15 protein-coding genes are annotated in these 14,450 nt (G+C 59.7%); 9 read left to right on the top strand and 6 right to left on the bottom strand.

Annotated elements, in window-relative coordinates:
* Positions 1 to 182: 182 nt before the first annotated feature.
* Both eat and exaC read right to left on the bottom strand, forming a co-directional pair.
* Positions 183 to 1,553, bottom strand: a complete 1,371-nt coding sequence (gene eat, locus ACZ0A4_RS20330; protein ID WP_463576160.1) for an ethanolamine permease — start codon at positions 1,551 to 1,553, stop codon at positions 183 to 185.
* Between the two features lie 289 nt (positions 1,554 to 1,842).
* Positions 1,843 to 3,363 (bottom strand): acetaldehyde dehydrogenase ExaC, encoded by a 1,521-nt coding sequence (exaC, locus tag ACZ0A4_RS20325; RefSeq protein WP_034153748.1) that lies wholly within the window; start codon positions 3,361 to 3,363, stop codon positions 1,843 to 1,845.
* Positions 3,364 to 3,664: 301 nt separating this feature from the next.
* Between exaC and ACZ0A4_RS20320 the strand changes: the two genes are divergently transcribed.
* The 4 genes from ACZ0A4_RS20320 to ACZ0A4_RS20305 all read left to right on the top strand — a co-directional run bounded on the left by ACZ0A4_RS20320 (position 3,665) and on the right by ACZ0A4_RS20305 (position 8,216).
* Positions 3,665 to 5,578, top strand: coding sequence for a sigma-54-dependent Fis family transcriptional regulator (locus tag ACZ0A4_RS20320; protein ID WP_463576159.1), 1,914 nt, complete (start codon positions 3,665 to 3,667; stop codon positions 5,576 to 5,578).
* 367 nt (positions 5,579 to 5,945) lie between these two features.
* Positions 5,946 to 7,295: a UDP-N-acetylmuramate:L-alanyl-gamma-D-glutamyl-meso-diaminopimelate ligase gene (gene mpl / locus ACZ0A4_RS20315; protein ID WP_077574683.1), complete on the top strand. Its 1,350-nt coding sequence runs from the start codon at positions 5,946 to 5,948 to the stop codon at positions 7,293 to 7,295.
* Positions 7,292 to 7,939: a flavin prenyltransferase UbiX gene (gene ubiX, locus ACZ0A4_RS20310; RefSeq protein WP_463576157.1), complete on the top strand. Its 648-nt coding sequence runs from the start codon at positions 7,292 to 7,294 to the stop codon at positions 7,937 to 7,939. The genes mpl and ubiX overlap by 4 nt, the downstream gene beginning before the upstream one ends.
* Positions 7,932 to 8,216 (top strand): YceK/YidQ family lipoprotein, encoded by a 285-nt coding sequence (locus ACZ0A4_RS20305; protein ID WP_463576156.1) that lies wholly within the window; start codon positions 7,932 to 7,934, stop codon positions 8,214 to 8,216. Before ubiX ends, ACZ0A4_RS20305 begins: the two co-directional genes overlap by 8 nt.
* A 107-nt stretch (positions 8,217 to 8,323) precedes the next feature.
* Here the strand turns inward: ACZ0A4_RS20305 and ACZ0A4_RS20300 are convergent, their stop codons facing one another.
* The 3 genes from ACZ0A4_RS20300 to ACZ0A4_RS20290 all read right to left on the bottom strand — a co-directional run bounded on the left by ACZ0A4_RS20300 (position 8,324) and on the right by ACZ0A4_RS20290 (position 11,278).
* Entirely contained in the window at positions 8,324 to 8,965 is a 642-nt protein-coding gene (locus tag ACZ0A4_RS20300; protein ID WP_463576155.1) for an oxidoreductase, read from the bottom strand.
* A 27-nt stretch (positions 8,966 to 8,992) separates the two neighbouring features.
* Complete coding sequence (locus ACZ0A4_RS20295; protein WP_463576154.1) at positions 8,993 to 10,720, bottom strand: C13 family peptidase; 1,728 nt, start codon at positions 10,718 to 10,720, stop codon at positions 8,993 to 8,995.
* 102 nt (positions 10,721 to 10,822) lie between these two features.
* Positions 10,823 to 11,278, bottom strand: a complete 456-nt coding sequence (locus ACZ0A4_RS20290; protein ID WP_007909575.1) for a MaoC family dehydratase — start codon at positions 11,276 to 11,278, stop codon at positions 10,823 to 10,825.
* Between the two features lie 180 nt (positions 11,279 to 11,458).
* Here ACZ0A4_RS20290 and ACZ0A4_RS20285 point away from each other — a divergent pair, with 180 nt between their 5' ends.
* The 5 genes from ACZ0A4_RS20285 to ACZ0A4_RS20265 all read left to right on the top strand — a co-directional run bounded on the left by ACZ0A4_RS20285 (position 11,459) and on the right by ACZ0A4_RS20265 (position 14,104).
* Complete coding sequence (locus ACZ0A4_RS20285; protein WP_463576153.1) at positions 11,459 to 11,824, top strand: CidA/LrgA family protein; 366 nt, start codon at positions 11,459 to 11,461, stop codon at positions 11,822 to 11,824.
* Positions 11,824 to 12,540, top strand: a complete 717-nt coding sequence (locus tag ACZ0A4_RS20280) for an LrgB family protein (protein ID WP_463576152.1) — start codon at positions 11,824 to 11,826, stop codon at positions 12,538 to 12,540. Before ACZ0A4_RS20285 ends, ACZ0A4_RS20280 begins: the two co-directional genes overlap by 1 nt.
* 10 nt (positions 12,541 to 12,550) lie before the next feature.
* Positions 12,551 to 13,141, top strand: a complete 591-nt coding sequence (locus ACZ0A4_RS20275) for an LON peptidase substrate-binding domain-containing protein (protein ID WP_463576151.1) — start codon at positions 12,551 to 12,553, stop codon at positions 13,139 to 13,141.
* 115 nt (positions 13,142 to 13,256) lie between these two features.
* Complete coding sequence (locus ACZ0A4_RS20270; protein WP_463576149.1) at positions 13,257 to 13,472, top strand: hypothetical protein; 216 nt, start codon at positions 13,257 to 13,259, stop codon at positions 13,470 to 13,472.
* Positions 13,473 to 13,543: 71 nt separating this feature from the next.
* Complete coding sequence (locus tag ACZ0A4_RS20265) at positions 13,544 to 14,104, top strand: hypothetical protein (protein ID WP_463576148.1); 561 nt, start codon at positions 13,544 to 13,546, stop codon at positions 14,102 to 14,104.
* A gap of 59 nt (positions 14,105 to 14,163) precedes the next feature.
* Here ACZ0A4_RS20265 and ACZ0A4_RS20260 read toward each other — a convergent pair whose 3' ends face one another.
* Positions 14,164 to 14,418 carry a hypothetical protein gene (locus ACZ0A4_RS20260; protein WP_463576147.1) on the bottom strand — a complete coding sequence of 85 codons (255 nt, stop codon included), beginning with the start codon at positions 14,416 to 14,418 and terminating at the stop codon, positions 14,164 to 14,166.
* Positions 14,419 to 14,450: the final 32 nt, after the last annotated feature.

The following is a 14,450-nucleotide window of genomic DNA, read 5'->3' as shown; positions in this document are numbered from 1 at the left end:
TGTCCTCCTGATTCTGTGGGTAGCGAATTCCTTGTGGGAGCTAGCCTGCTCGCGAAAGCGGACTGACATTCAAAGCAGTAGTCGACTGACGCTATGCCTTCGCGAGCAAGCTCGCTCCCACATTGGTTTTGTGTGCACCTCTATATAGCCGGCACCGGGCGAAAGGCCCGGTGCCGGTGCAACTAGATACCTTCGAGCATAGCGTCTGCCGGCGCATCGGCGCGTTGCTTGGCGGTCAGCTGGAAATACAGGTAACCGGCGGCCATAAAGCCAAGGAACACACAACCGATCAGCGTGTTGAACCACGCCATCGCGATCAGGCACACCACCGCCAGAAACAGCGCAATCGCCGGCACGACCGGATAGCCCGGCGCACGGAAGGTGCGCTCCAGGTTCGGCTCGGTTTTACGCAGTCTGAACAGGCTGAGCATGCTGATGATGTACATCACGATGGCGCCGAACACCGACATGGTGATCATCGCCGCCGTCAGGGTCATGCCTTGCAGATTGACCAGACCGTCACTGTAAATCGCCGCAATACCGATCACGCCACCAGCCAGAATCGCCCGGTGTGGGGTCTGGAAGCGCGACAGCTTGGCCAGCCCTCTCGGCAGATATCCGGCACGGGCGAGGGCGAAGAATTGCCGGGAGTAGCCGAGGATGATTCCGTGGAAACTCGCCACCAGCCCGAACAGACCGATCCACACCAGCATGTGCATCCACGTCGAGTTGTTGCCGACCACGGCTTTCATCGCTTGCGGCAGCGGATCGTTGATATTCGACAGTTGGCGCCAGTCGCCAACGCCGCCGGCCATGACCATTACGCCGATGGCGAGGAATACCAGGGTCAGAATGCCGCTGACGTACGCCTTGGGAATTGTGCGTTTCGGGTCTTTCGCCTCTTCGGCGGCCATGGCCGCGCCTTCGATGGCGAGGAAAAACCAGATTGCGAAGGGTATCGCGGCGAAGATCCCCGGAATTGAGCCCAAGGTGAATTCGTTGGCCCCCGACCAGCCATTGAGCACGAAATTGCTGAAGCTGAAGCCCGGCGCGACCACGCCCATGAACACCAGCAGCTCAGCGACGGCGAGCACGGTGACCACCAACTCGAATGTCGCGGCGATGCTGACACCAAGGATATTCAGGGTCATGAACACAAAGTACGCGCCGACGGCGGCAATCTTCGGATCAAGCTCCGGGTATTGCACATTCAGATAGGCACCGATGGCCATGGCAATCGCCGGTGGAGCAAAGACGAACTCGATCAGCGTGGCGATCCCGGCGATCAATCCGCCTTTCTCACCGAACGCCCGACGGCTGTAGGCAAACGGCCCGCCAGCGTGTGGGATGGCGGTGGTCAATTCGGTGAAGCTGAAAATGAAGCAGGTGTACATGGTGGCGACCATCAGTGCCGTGACCAGAAAACCGAGCGTGCCGGCGGTGCCCCAGCCGTAACTCCAGCCGAAGTATTCGCCGGAAATCACCAGGCCGACGGCAATACCCCACAGATGCAGGGTGCCGAGTGTGGGTTTGAGCTGTGCGGTGGAAGTCATAAGTCCTCTCTGTTTTTTATTGTTTGATCTGTTGGACTTTCGGGTGGCGCGGTTGAGGTGGATGGATGCTGTTCACGCAGCGGCAGTGTTCGCGCAAAATCTGAATGACGGGTACGCAAGGGCCGTGCCAGAGCGGCCAGGCCTTGTGTGTTGTGTCATTGAGGGCGCCTTCGCGAGCAGGCTCGCTCCCACAAGGGAATTGGCTCGCCACAAATCCATTGTGGGAGCGAGCTTGCCCGCGAAAGCGGTTGAACGGGCGACACAGAAATATCTGAGTCGCCCTCAGGTTTTAGAAGAAGCCCAACGGATTGATGTCGTAGCTCACCAGCAGGTTTTTGGTCTGCTGATAATGATCGAGCATCATCTTGTGCGTCTCACGCCCAACGCCGGACTTCTTGTAGCCACCAAACGCGGCATGCGCCGGATAAAGGTGGTAGCAGTTGGTCCACACACGGCCAGCCTTGATCGCCCGTCCCATGCGGTAGGCACGGTTGATGTCGCGGGTCCACAGACCGGCGCCGAGGCCGAACTCGGTGTCGTTGGCGATCGCCAGGGCTTCGGCTTCATCCTTGAATGTGGTGATGCTCACCACTGGGCCAAAGATTTCTTCCTGGAACACGCGCATCTTGTTGGTGCCCTTGAGCAGGGTCGGCTGGATGTAATACCCGGTCGACAGATTGCCTTCGAGTTTTTCCACCTTGCCGCCGGTCAGCAGCTCGGCGCCTTCGCCCTTGGCAATTTCCAGGTACGAAAGAATCTTGTCGAATTGCTGCTCGGACGCCTGCGCGCCGACCATGGTGTCGGTGTCCAGCGGATCGCCGCGTTTGATTTGCAGGACTTTCTTCATCACGACGGCCATGAACTCGTCGTAGATCGATTCCTGTACCAGTGCGCGGGAAGGGCAGGTGCAGACTTCGCCCTGGTTGAAGAACGCCAGCACCAGACCTTCAGCGGCTTTCTCAATGAAGGTAGGCTCGGCCTGCATGATGTCTTCGAAGAAGATGTTCGGCGATTTGCCGCCCAGTTCCACGGTCGACGGAATGATGTTTTCGGCGGCGCATTTCATGATGTGCGAGCCGACCGGGGTCGAGCCGGTGAAAGCGATCTTGGCGATGCGCTTGCTGGTCGCCAGCGCTTCGCCGGCTTCTTTGCCGTAGCCCTGAACAATGTTCAGCACGCCTGGCGGCAGCAAATCACCGATCAGTTCCAGCAACACGGTAATGCCCAGCGGGGTTTGCTCGGCCGGTTTGAGTACCACGCAATTGCCGGCGGCGAGTGCCGGGGCGAGTTTCCACGCGGCCATCAGGATCGGGAAGTTCCACGGGATGATCTGGCCGACCACACCCAGCGGTTCGTGAATGTGATACGCCACGGTGTTGCCGTCGATTTCGGCAGCGCTGCCTTCCTGGGCGCGCAGGCAGCCAGCGAAGTAGCGGAAATGGTCGGCGGCCAGCGGGATGTCGGCGTTGAGGGTTTCGCGAATGGCTTTGCCGTTGTCCCAGGTTTCGGTGATCGCCAGCAGTTCGAGGTTGGCTTCGATGCGGTCGGCGATTTTCAGCAGGATCAGCGAACGCGCCTGCACGGAGGTCGCGCCCCACGCGTCGGCAGCGGCGTGGGCGGCGTCCAGTGCCTTGTCGATGTCTTCGGCAGTGGAGCGGGGGAATTCGGCAATTGGCTGGCCATTCACTGGCGAGGTGTTGGTGAAGTACTGACCTTTGACAGGCGCGACGAACTCGCCGCCGATGTAGTTACCGTACTTGGCTTTGAACGAGACTTTGGCGCCTTCAGTACCGGGGTGAGCGTAACGCATGATGATGTTCTCCTTGGCTTTGTACTTATTAGAGAAACGCGCAAGTGCGCTTGCTATAAGCGTAGAGCAAAGGTCGGGCCACTGCCGTGCAGGGCCTGTAAATCAAGGGGTTGGGCGGTTTATGTCGGACGAGTGGATTGTGCCTGTGACGGTTTCGGTACAGGTCGGGTGACAGTTTGTACCGCTTTCGGCACAACTGATGACCGGGCAGTCTTGCCAGCATTGCAATGCGTCTGTGGCTGGAGGATGCTGGGCGTCACCTCAGCATTGGGCCGTCGAGCCTCGGGGAGAACAATAAGAAATGCACGACAACCATTTGAGTCGCCATGCCCAACAGGTTCTCACCGCTACCCAGGGCAAACCGCACCTGCACGGTCCCGGTGCCGATCCGTCGATTGCCCGTTCGTGGCTGCGCTGCCTTGAGGACTATCACCTCGACCCCGCGCTGAGCATGGCGCCGACTGTGCTCGAACACGGCCGCGTCCTCGAAAGCCGCGAACGACTGCAGCAAGTCCTGCAGATCGCCGGCAATGAAATGAGCAGCCTCCATCAACAACTCTCCGGCGCCGGCCACGCGGTGCTGCTGACCGATGCGCGCGGGGTGATCCTCAACTGCGTCACCGCGCCGGCCGAACACAAGATCTTCGAGCGCGCCGGCCTCTGGCTCGGCGCTGACTGGAGCGAAGCCTGCGAAGGCACCAATGGCATCGGCACCTGCCTGGTCGAACGTCAGGCGCTGACCATTCATCAGGATGAACACTTTCGCGGTCGCCACACCGGCCTGACCTGCTCGGCGAGCCCGGTATTCGACCCGCATGGCGAACTGCTGGCGGTGCTCGACGTCTCTTCGGCGCGCCATGACGTCTCGCGGCAAAGCCAGTTCCACACCATGGCGCTGGTCAATCTGTCGGCAAAGATGATCGAGAGTTGCTACTTCCTGCGCTGTTTCGATAACCAATGGTTGTTGCGTTTTCATTTGCAGGCCGAATCGGTCGGTCTGTTCAGCGAAGGGCTGCTGGCGTTTGACGGGGAAGGGCGGATCAGAGCGGTCAACCAGAGTGCACTGAATCTGCTCGGGCATATTCGTGGCGGCTTGCTGGGTAAACCAGTGGAAGCGTTTTTCGATTGTTCGCTGGATCAATTGCTGGGCCGCGCCAGTGCCCATGCCAGCGCCAGTTGGCCGCTGCGCACCCGTGACGGGCGACATCTGTTTGCGGTGTTGCGCGGGGAATCGCGCAAACCTGTACCGATGGTATCGACGCCGGTGGTGGCTGACGCGCCGCGCTTGTCGGGCATCTGTCTCGGTGACGAGGCGTTGCAGGCCGATTTCCGCAAAGCCCTGCGTGTATTCGAGCGTGATGTGCCGTTGTTGATCAATGGTGAAACCGGCTCGGGCAAGGAGGCCTTCGCCAAGGCTGTTCACCAAGCCAGCCAGCGTTCGAACAAAGCCTTCGTCGCGCTCAACTGCGCGGCCATTCCGGAGAGCCTGATCGAAAGCGAACTGTTCGGCTATCGCGGCGGCAGCTTCACCGGCGCGCGCAAGGACGGCATGCGCGGCAAGCTGCAGCAGGCAGATGGTGGCACGCTGTTCCTCGATGAAATCGGCGATATGCCATTGGCCTTGCAGACTCGTTTGTTGCGAGTCCTTGAGGACAGACAGGTCGTGCCGATCGGTGGTGAGCCGGAGTCGGTCAATGTGCGGATCATCAGCGCCACCCACCGCAATTTGCTGGAGCGGGTTGCGGACGGCAGTTTTCGCGAGGATTTGTACTACCGGCTCAATGGGCTGGAAGTGGGGTTGCCGGCATTGCGCGCGCGCAGTGACAAATCGCAGTTGCTGGATTTTCTGCTGGCCGAGGAGGCGGGCGGTGAAACGATAGTGATCGACGAGCCGGCGCGTCAGGCGTTGCTGGCGTTCAACTGGCCGGGCAATGTGCGGCAGTTGCGCAATGTGCTGCGCACGTTGGCGGCGTTGTGTGATGAGGGGCGGGTCGGGGTGGAGGATTTGCCGGTGATGATTCGGCAGGGGCGTGCAGTCCTTCCGCCAGCCGAGTCTGGCGAACACCCACTGGAAGATGCCGAAAGGTTAGCCTTGCTCGGGGCGCTTGAACAAACGCGGTGGCACATGACTCGCACCGCTGAGCAGCTTGGGGTTAGCCGTAATACGCTTTATAGAAAGCTGCGTAAGCATGGGATTGAGCGGCGAGTCAGTTAGAAGGCCCTCACCCTAGCCCTCTCCCGGAGGGAGAGGGGACTGACCGAGGTGATCCGGCAATTTACGCCGACCTGATTTATCGAGCCGAACTCAAGATTTGAAGGCAGCCGAGATCGGCTCCCTCTTCCGGGGGCGAGGGGACTGATCGAGGTGTTTTGGCAATTTACGTCGACCTGATCTATCGAGCCGAACTGCGGATTTGAAAGCAACGCAGATCGGCTCCCTCTCCCTCGGGAGAGGGCTGGGTGAGGGGCGACAATTAGTAGCCGAAGCGAGATGCTGCGGCCAACCAGCCCCGCCCCTCACCTAAAGAGTGCGATTTCGCCCTCCCTACGCTAACCTGCGGCCATGTTTTACGAGGTCGACTATGCACATTCATATTCTGGGTATCTGCGGGACTTTCATGGGCTCGATGGCGGTGTTGGCCAAAGAGCTGGGCCATCATGTGACCGGCTCCGACGCCAACGTCTATCCGCCAATGAGCACGCAGCTTGAAGCCCAAGGCATTCAACTGACGCAGGGCTACGACCCGGCGCAGCTCGATCCGGCGCCGGATCTGGTGGTGATCGGCAACGCCATGTCGCGCGGCAATCCGGCGGTGGAATATGTGCTGAACAAAGGCCTGCCGTACGTGTCCGGCCCGCAGTGGCTGGCTGACCATGTGCTGCAAGGTCGCTGGGTCTTGGCGGTGGCTGGCACGCACGGCAAAACCACCACCAGCAGCATGCTCGCCTGGGTCTTGGAACACGCCGGCATGAGCCCGGGTTTCCTCATCGGCGGCGTGCCGCAGAACTTCTCGGTATCAGCGCGTTTGGGCGGTACACCGTTCTTCGTGATCGAGGCGGACGAATACGACAGCGCGTTCTTCGACAAACGCTCCAAGTTTGTTCATTACCGCCCACGCACCGCGATCCTCAATAACCTTGAGTTCGATCACGCGGACATCTTCCCGGATCTGCCAGCGATCGAGCGGCAATTCCATCACTTGGTGCGCACCATCCCGAGTGAAGGCCTGGTTATCCATCCGACCACCGAGCCGGCCTTGCAACGGGTGATCGAAATGGGCTGCTGGACCCCGGTGCAAACCACCGGTGCTGGCGGTCAGTGGCAGGTCAAACTGCTCAGCGAAGATGGTTCGGCGTTCGAAGTGATGTTCGAAGGCGTGTCGCAAGGCACCGTCGAGTGGGAGCTGACCGGTCAGCACAACGTTGCTAACGCTCTGGCTGCACTAGCTGCAGCGCGCCACGTTGGCGTCGTGCCATCAATGGGCATTGCCGGGTTGAGCGCGTTCAAAAACGTCAAACGCCGCATGGAAAAAGTTGCCGAAGTACGCGGCATCACCATTTATGACGACTTCGCCCACCACCCGACAGCCATCGCCACCACCCTCGATGGCTTGCGTAAACGCATCGGCGACGCACCGCTGATCGCGATCATCGAGCCACGTTCCAACTCGATGAAGCTCGGCGCCCACCGTGACGGTTTGCCGGACAGCGTGGTCGATGCCGATCAGGTGATCTGGTACGCCCCGGCCAACCTCGGTTGGGACCTGGCCGGCACCGCTGCGTTGTGCAAAGTGCCGTCGATTGTCAGCGATTCGCTGGAAGGCATCATCGAGCGCGTGAAGAGCCAGGCGCAGCCCGGCACTCATGTGGTGATCATGAGCAACGGCGGCTTCGGCGGCCTGCACGGCAAACTCGCCGAGGCGCTGCAATGAACACTCGTTTTGAGAGCAATGGCCCCGAACGCATCACGCTGGCGATGACCGGCGCGTCCGGCGCCCAGTACGGTTTGCGCCTGCTCGATTGTCTGGTGCGCGAAGATCGCGAAGTGCACTTCCTTATCTCGAAAGCCGCACAACTGGTGATGGCCACCGAGACCGATGTCATGCTGCCGCCCAAGCCGCAGATGATGCAGGCATTCCTGACTGAATACACCGGAGCTGCCGCCGGGCAGATCCGCGTGTACGGCAAGGAAGACTGGATGTCGCCGGTGGCCTCGGGTTCTGGCGCTCCGGCGGCGATGGTCGTGGTGCCGTGTTCTACGGGCACGCTGTCGGCCATTGCCACGGGCGCGTGCAACAACCTGATCGAACGCGCGGCCGATGTCACGTTGAAGGAACGCCGTCAGTTGATTCTGGTACCGCGCGAGGCGCCGTATTCAAGCATTCATCTGGAGCACATGCTTAAGCTGTCGAACATGGGCGTGACCATTCTGCCGGCCTCACCGGGTTTCTATCATCAGCCGCAGACCATCGATGACCTGATCGATTTCGTCGTGGCGCGGATTCTCAATCTGCTCGGCATTGCGCAAGACATGCTGCCGCGTTGGGGTGAGCATCATCTGAGCAGTGATGAATAAGCTGCTGGTGATCGGGTTGGCGTTGGTGCTGACCGGGTGCGCCACGGCGCGCACGCTGGATGCGGCCAAACCGGGGGCACCGGTGGTGTACTCCGGGACGCGTCTGGACTTATACGCGATGAATGGCGGCTGTTGCGCGATGGATCGGTTCGGGGCTGAGGCGCCGAGCTATCCGGGCGTTGACCTGCCGGCGAGTGCGTTGTTCGATACGCTGTTGTTGCCGTTGTCATTGCTGACGGTGATAGGTGTGGGTTTTCAGGCGACTGGCGGATTGTAGGGGAGCGCTGCGCACTCCATTCGCGAGCAGGCTCGCTCCCACAGGGGGACGCGGTGCAAATGTGGGAGCGAGCCTGCTCGCTAAAGCTTTCTTTCGGGCGCTATGGATTATTTGCCGAGCCTGCGCAAATCATCCGACTCGATCACCCGCACACCATCCTGCTCTTCCAGCGCCAACCGCCACATCGCCCGCGCCAATTGGCACGCCTCGATGCCACGGTATTTACCGGGAATCAGCTTTGACAATGGCCCGGCCAGTTGCTCGGCCAGACGCGGTTCAGTCCGCTCACCCAACAACAGCGATGGCCGGCAAATGGTCAGTTGCGGCCAGTCCTGCGCACGCAATGCCTGCTCCATTTCACCTTTGACCCGATTGTAGAAAACCGACGATTTCGGATCGGCGCCAATCGCGCTGATCACAATCAGATGCCGCGCGCCCATCTCCCGCGCGCGTTTGGCGAACGCCACGACCATGTCCAGATCCACCGCACGAAAGGCCGCTTCCGATCCGGCCTGCTTGATGGTGGTACCGAGACAGCAGTAGGCGATATCGACACGGCCACTCAGTTGTGGCAGAAACGCCTGCGGATCGCCGACCGGGTTTTCCAGGTGCGGATGCTCGGCCAATGGCCGGCGGGAAGGGGCGAGCACGCGAGAAATCGTTGGCTCGTTGAGCAAACGGTCGAGTAGATGTTCACCGGTCAAACCGGTAGCTCCGGCAAGCAATACGTGCTGAGGCGTCAAGTACATAGTGTCTCTCCCTTGATACTGTTCAGCTTAGTTGCTCTTTATCGCTCCGTCGTTCAATGCAGCACTTTGCAAAGCTTTTCTTGCTTGCTGTTTGCGCAGCAGTTGCCAGTGCGCCAACACGGTTTTCGGCGCCCAGATCTGTGGCTCCGAGGCTTCGAAACTGTCCGCCAGTTCACGCTCGGCGACGGTGGCCTTGGCCAGTTTGAAGGCTTGCTCCAGATCATCGGTCTGGTTCAGCGCCTGGGCGAACAGGGCATCGCCGAAATAGGTGAAGTTGGCTTCTTCCGAGCAGCCGAAGGACACCCGATCCGCGCGCGAGGCGGTCATGATCAGCGTGCGTTCGTCTTTCAGCGCCGGGATGAATCCACCGGAGTAGCACGACGAAATCACGATGATCTTGTCGCGGTTTTTCAGCGGCGCCAGCACAGCAGCGAGTTCGTCAGCGGGCAGGTCGGCCAGTTCCATTCGCGGCTGGTCGAGCACCAGTTCGTGCTCGGCGGTGCCGTGGCTGGTCAGGTAGATGAACAGCAAATCTTCAGGGCCGCTGCGTTCGGCGAGGGTTTGCGCGGCGCGGCGCAGGTTCTCACGGGTGGCCATCGGCCGGTCGCCGAGGTGGTCGCGGTGGTTGACCAGACGGATCTGGCCATAAGCGCCGAAGCGTGTATTGAGCATGTTGGCGACGTAATCGGATTCGCGCAGGAACACACTCTGCTTGCCGTCGCCGCCGAGGGTCAGGGTGTACAGCTCAACTGCGGGCGTCGACGCGGGGATGGCGGCCAAGGCGTCATCGAGCAGACGGCCCTGAGCGAGCAAGCCGAGTTCAAGGGTGTCGGGCAACAACTTGCCGTCGGCATCGCGCACGCGCTGGCCGTTGATCCAGGTGCCGCTCATGACGCTGCCATCGGTCAGCACCAAGGTGCCGCGCCCGGAGTAACTGTCGTTGTCGAAGCCACCGATGTAGAAGCTGCCATCGGACAGGTTCAAGCGCCCTTGGCCGCTGAAGCGCCAGTCGTTGAAGGCACCGATGTAATGGCTGCCGTCGGCACCGATCAACTCACCCTTGCCAGTCAGCGCGCCTTCCTTGAACTGGCCGAGCCAGACGTCGCCGTCAGCGTTTTCGTAGCGACCCTTGCCGTGCAATTGATTGTTCTTGAAACCGCCGACGTAGATGTCGCCGTCGGCGCTGTTGAAAGTGCCGTTGCCTTCCAGCTGACCGTTGACGAAATGCCCGCTGAACGTGTTGCCGCTGGAGTCGCCACGCTGGCCTTCGCCGTTGGGTTTGCCGTGGGCGAACTGGCCTTGATAGGAACTGCCGTCGTCCATCTCGAGACGGCCGAGGCCGGAATACTGGTCAGCCTTGAACTCGCCACGGTAGGTCATGGCGTTTTCTTTCAGCGTGCCTTCGCCTTCGCGCCGGCCCTGCTTGAAGCCACCGGTGTAACTGCTGGCGTTGGTGGTCAGGCTACCTTGGCCATCGAACAAGCCTTGCTGAAATTGCCCGCGATAGACTTCGCCGTTGCTGCCGTGCCATTCGCCCTGACCGTGCCATTGACCCTTGTCGAACTGGCCGGCGTACCAGCTGCCGTTGGGGTAGTCGACGCGCCCTTGGCCTTGCAGCAAGCCGTTGACCAGTTCACCGCGATAGCGACCGCCGTCCGGCAGGCGCGCATCTGGCGGCAACAGTGATTCGCCGTCGCCGCAAGCGGTGAGCATCAAGGTCAGGGCAATGGGTGCAAGAGAAGCGAGTGAGCGCATAGCGGGATCCGGGCAATTAGGCGACCGAGTATGCCGCAGCTATGCGTCGCATAAATAGAGAGGTGACGCGAAACAGCGTGCGCTGCTTCGCATCCGGAACGTTTAGACGAAGCAGAGCGACAATGGCTCGGCGATGTAGGCCGGTTTGTCCGAACCTTCTATCTCAAGCGTTGCGGTCGCTTTGAGCAGCCACTGGCCAGGCTTTTTCTCGGTCACTTCGCCCAGATCGACCTTCAGGCGAACTTTCGAATTGACCTTCACTGGCTGGATGAAACGCACGCTGTCCAGACCATAGTTGACCACCATCTTCACGCCCTGCGGCAGGATGAGGATGTCTTCCATCAATTTCGGGATCAGCGACAACGACAGGAAACCGTGGGCAATGGTGCTGCCAAAAGGCGTTTGCGCGGCTTTGACCGGGTCGACGTGAATGAACTGATAATCACCGGTGGCTTCGGCGAACAGGTTGATGCGTTCCTGATCGATGGTGAGCCATTCGGAACGTCCGAGTTCCTTGCCGACATAATCTTTGAGCTCTGCAACTGGAACATAGGGCATTGAGACTCTCCTTGGGTTCATCGGTTTTATAGTTTTTAAGGTGGGGGATTTGACCGCCCTGCGAACCACTGTAGATCATCATGGCGATTTGCTCCGGTCAACCGACCATGCTTTTGGCGAATGCCGATCCATAGCGCAGGCGTGCTTATAATGCGGGCGACTTGTGGGGGGAGATGTCTGATGTTGCTACGTGGCCTGACCATGCTGGTGCTGTTCCAATTGCTCGGTACGGCGCTCAATCATTTGCTGTTGCCGGTACTGCCAGGGCCGATCATCGGCTTGCTGCTGTTGCTGGTTTTTCTGATCATTCGCGGTGAAGTCGGCGAGCCGCTGAATCTCGCGGCCGGCAGCCTGCTGCGTTATCTGCCGCTGCTGCTGGTGCCGCCGGCCGTGGGCGTGATGGTTTATGCGAGCGACATTGCCGCGGATTTCTGGGCGATTGTCGGCGCACTGGTGCTGTCGTTGATCCTGTCGATGGCCTTCGCCGGCGTGCTGATGCAGCGTCTGGTCAAGCGTCACGCGCCCTCGTCATCGGAGGAGTCCTGATGCTTTTTGACTGGCAGGGCGCTTGGGCGTCGGTGATTCATCATCCGTTGTTCGGCATTGGCATCACCCTCGGTGCCTATCAACTGGTGCTGGCGGCGTTCGAGAAAACCCGCTGGATCTTTCTGCAACCGGTGCTGGTCTCCATGTTGTTGGTGATTGGTGTGCTGGTCGGCTGCGGCCTGACTTACGCCGAGTACCGCAAGAGCACCGAGATTCTCAGCATTCTGCTCGGCCCGGCCACCGTGGCACTGGCTGTGCCGCTGTACCTCAACCTGCGCCGTATTCGGCAATTGTTCTGGCCGATTTTTACTACGCTGGTGATAGGCGGAGTGGTCGCCACGGGCATGGGCGTTTTGCTGGGCTGGTGGTTCGGTGCCGAGCACATGATCCTGATGACCATGGCGCCGAAGTCGGTGACCTCGCCGATTGCCATGCTGGTGGCGGAACAAATTGGTGGCGTTGCGGCGCTGGCCGCTGTGTTCGTATTGATCACCGGCGTGATCGGCGCGATCTTCGGCCCGGCGCTGCTCACCCGCCTCGGCGTGCACAGTCCCGAAGCGCGAGGCATGGCGCTGGGCATGACCGCGCATGCGGTCGGCACGGCAGTGGCCATGCAGGAAAACGATGAGTGCGGCGCCTTCGCCGCGCTGTCAATGAGTCTGATGGGCGTGGCCACGGCGGTGTTCCTGCCGTTGGCGGTGTCGATGGTGGTGTAAGGAAATGTCTATGAGTCTGCCGCTTTTCCCGCTGAACACAGTGCTGTTTCCCGGCTGCAACCTCGACTTGCAGATCTTCGAGGCGCGCTATCTCGACATGATCGGTCGCTGCATGAAACAGGGCGGCGGTTTCGGTGTGGTGTGCATTCTCGATGGCCACGAAGTCGGCGTTGCGCCAGAAGGATTTGCTCTGGTCGGCTGCGAAGCACGCATCACTGATTTTCAGCAGCAGGACAACGGCTTGTTGGGGATTCGCGTGCAGGGTGGTCGTCGCTTCAGTGTGTTGCGCACCGAGGTGCAGCGCGATCAACTGATTCTGGCTGATGTCGAGTGGCTGGATGATGAACCCGAGCAACCGCTGCAGGATGAGGACGCCGATCTGGTGGCGCTGCTCAAGGCCTTGGCCGAGCATCCGATGGTCGAAGCGCTGAACATGGGCACCGAGGCGCTGGGTCAGCAATCGCTGGCCAATCAACTGGCCTATCTGCTGCCGTTCGCCGAAGAGGACAAGATCGACCTGCTGCAACTCGATGATCCCCAGCAGCGACTGGATGCGATTCAGGCATTGCTGGATGAGTTGCAGGGCGAATTGTTTGCCTAGTTGTACTTTGAATTAACTGGCCGCCGTTGCCAGCATTGTCTTGCTGTTGTCTTTGTCTTAATTTCAAGTTGCCCCGCAGGATGCGGGCAATTTGAATAACAACAAGGACGAACACATGACTGTCTATGAAGATGAACGGGCGTTTTGGGATGACATCGCCGGCAAGTATATTTTGAAACATGCCGGCATTGATCATAACGAGACACACATTATTGAAGCAGCAACGGTTTATGCAGACCGGATGGTGATAGCCCGGCGTAAACGAAAATCTGAAAAAGTCCCTGACGGCGATGTTCCGCGCATATCGGCAACGGCCTCAATCGCTGTTTGATCATTTCCCTTTTCAGCATTGCCTGTCGTTGCAACCTGGCAATGGCAGAGTGTTTACAGGTGAGCAAGTCCATGTCTTTGGCAAACATAAACAACACAGCGTTCTCGGCGCATCTTTATTTTGATGGCCGCCCCGTGGTGCTTAATCAACAACGTCTGCAACAAGCCCTGCGCGACCTGCGTATAACCCAAGGCGAAAAACTGCATGCCGAAGTAGGGCTGGCAGATCTGCGTATCTCCAGCCTCATCACGCTGGCTGACCATGAGGACGATACTCCGCTGCTGTTGAAGTTCGTTGCGCAGGGCGACCTTTATGCGATCAGCCTTGTGCATCCGGGAGCGTTCGAAGGTGCGCGGTTATTCATTGAGGACAAGACACATAACTTGCTGGCCAGTACCCGTGCCCCGGCACAGTACTTTTCAATCAGTACCCATGGTGCGTCGAAGGCCTCGCTCAGCAATATCGAACCCGGTCCGGCCTATGTTGAGTTGACCGCCGAGCCGAATGACAGGCCCTTGTATCGTCACATGAGCAGTGGCATGAGCACATTCCTGGACGTTGACCCCAACGGTACGGGACACAATGCCTTCAATAACAAACCGGCCACATTCGTGATCAGGTTGTCCAGGTAAAGCCACGACTGTTTAATAAAAGGCGCCATTCATTATTGAGATGAATGGCGCCTTTTTGGTCAGGCTCGGTAATGTTCAGCCACTGGCCAGATCACGTCGTTGGAATACGTGTTTTTGCCCTTGGGCAATTGCAGGACAACGCCGCCGGAGCCGGCTACTTGATTGATCAAACCGTCATAAGCATTGGTGCCATGCCAGTGGACATCGTTCCCGTCGGTACCCGCCCACGTGGCTTTCTCTATCGCCTCGGCGTCGTCACCGGCCTGCAGCAAAATATCCTCGACTCTGGCGGCCTTGCTCAGGTCCGAACTCACCAGCCAGATCCTTTCGGCACTGATGCCTCGCG

This window comes from Pseudomonas sp. AC172 (genome assembly GCF_979258595.1).
This window is presented reverse-complemented; position numbering and strand designations above follow the sequence as displayed.

What these genes read in the sequence shown, in the direction of transcription:
- eat (WP_463576160.1), bottom strand. Translation starts at nt 1,553, where the DNA reads ATGACTTCCACCGCACAGCTCAAACCCACACTCGGCACCCTGCATCTG.
- exaC (WP_034153748.1), bottom strand. Translation starts at nt 3,363, where the DNA reads ATGCGTTACGCTCACCCCGGTACTGAAGGCGCCAAAGTCTCGTTCAAA.
- ACZ0A4_RS20320 (WP_463576159.1), top strand. Translation starts at nt 3,665, where the DNA reads ATGCACGACAACCATTTGAGTCGCCATGCCCAACAGGTTCTCACCGCT.
- mpl (WP_077574683.1), top strand. Translation starts at nt 5,946, where the DNA reads ATGCACATTCATATTCTGGGTATCTGCGGGACTTTCATGGGCTCGATG.
- ubiX (WP_463576157.1), top strand. Translation starts at nt 7,292, where the DNA reads ATGAACACTCGTTTTGAGAGCAATGGCCCCGAACGCATCACGCTGGCG.
- ACZ0A4_RS20305 (WP_463576156.1), top strand. Translation starts at nt 7,932, where the DNA reads ATGAATAAGCTGCTGGTGATCGGGTTGGCGTTGGTGCTGACCGGGTGC.
- ACZ0A4_RS20300 (WP_463576155.1), bottom strand. Translation starts at nt 8,965, where the DNA reads ATGTACTTGACGCCTCAGCACGTATTGCTTGCCGGAGCTACCGGTTTG.
- ACZ0A4_RS20295 (WP_463576154.1), bottom strand. Translation starts at nt 10,720, where the DNA reads ATGCGCTCACTCGCTTCTCTTGCACCCATTGCCCTGACCTTGATGCTC.
- ACZ0A4_RS20290 (WP_007909575.1), bottom strand. Translation starts at nt 11,278, where the DNA reads ATGCCCTATGTTCCAGTTGCAGAGCTCAAAGATTATGTCGGCAAGGAA.
- ACZ0A4_RS20285 (WP_463576153.1), top strand. Translation starts at nt 11,459, where the DNA reads ATGTTGCTACGTGGCCTGACCATGCTGGTGCTGTTCCAATTGCTCGGT.
- ACZ0A4_RS20280 (WP_463576152.1), top strand. Translation starts at nt 11,824, where the DNA reads ATGCTTTTTGACTGGCAGGGCGCTTGGGCGTCGGTGATTCATCATCCG.
- ACZ0A4_RS20275 (WP_463576151.1), top strand. Translation starts at nt 12,551, where the DNA reads ATGAGTCTGCCGCTTTTCCCGCTGAACACAGTGCTGTTTCCCGGCTGC.
- ACZ0A4_RS20270 (WP_463576149.1), top strand. Translation starts at nt 13,257, where the DNA reads ATGACTGTCTATGAAGATGAACGGGCGTTTTGGGATGACATCGCCGGC.
- ACZ0A4_RS20265 (WP_463576148.1), top strand. Translation starts at nt 13,544, where the DNA reads ATGTCTTTGGCAAACATAAACAACACAGCGTTCTCGGCGCATCTTTAT.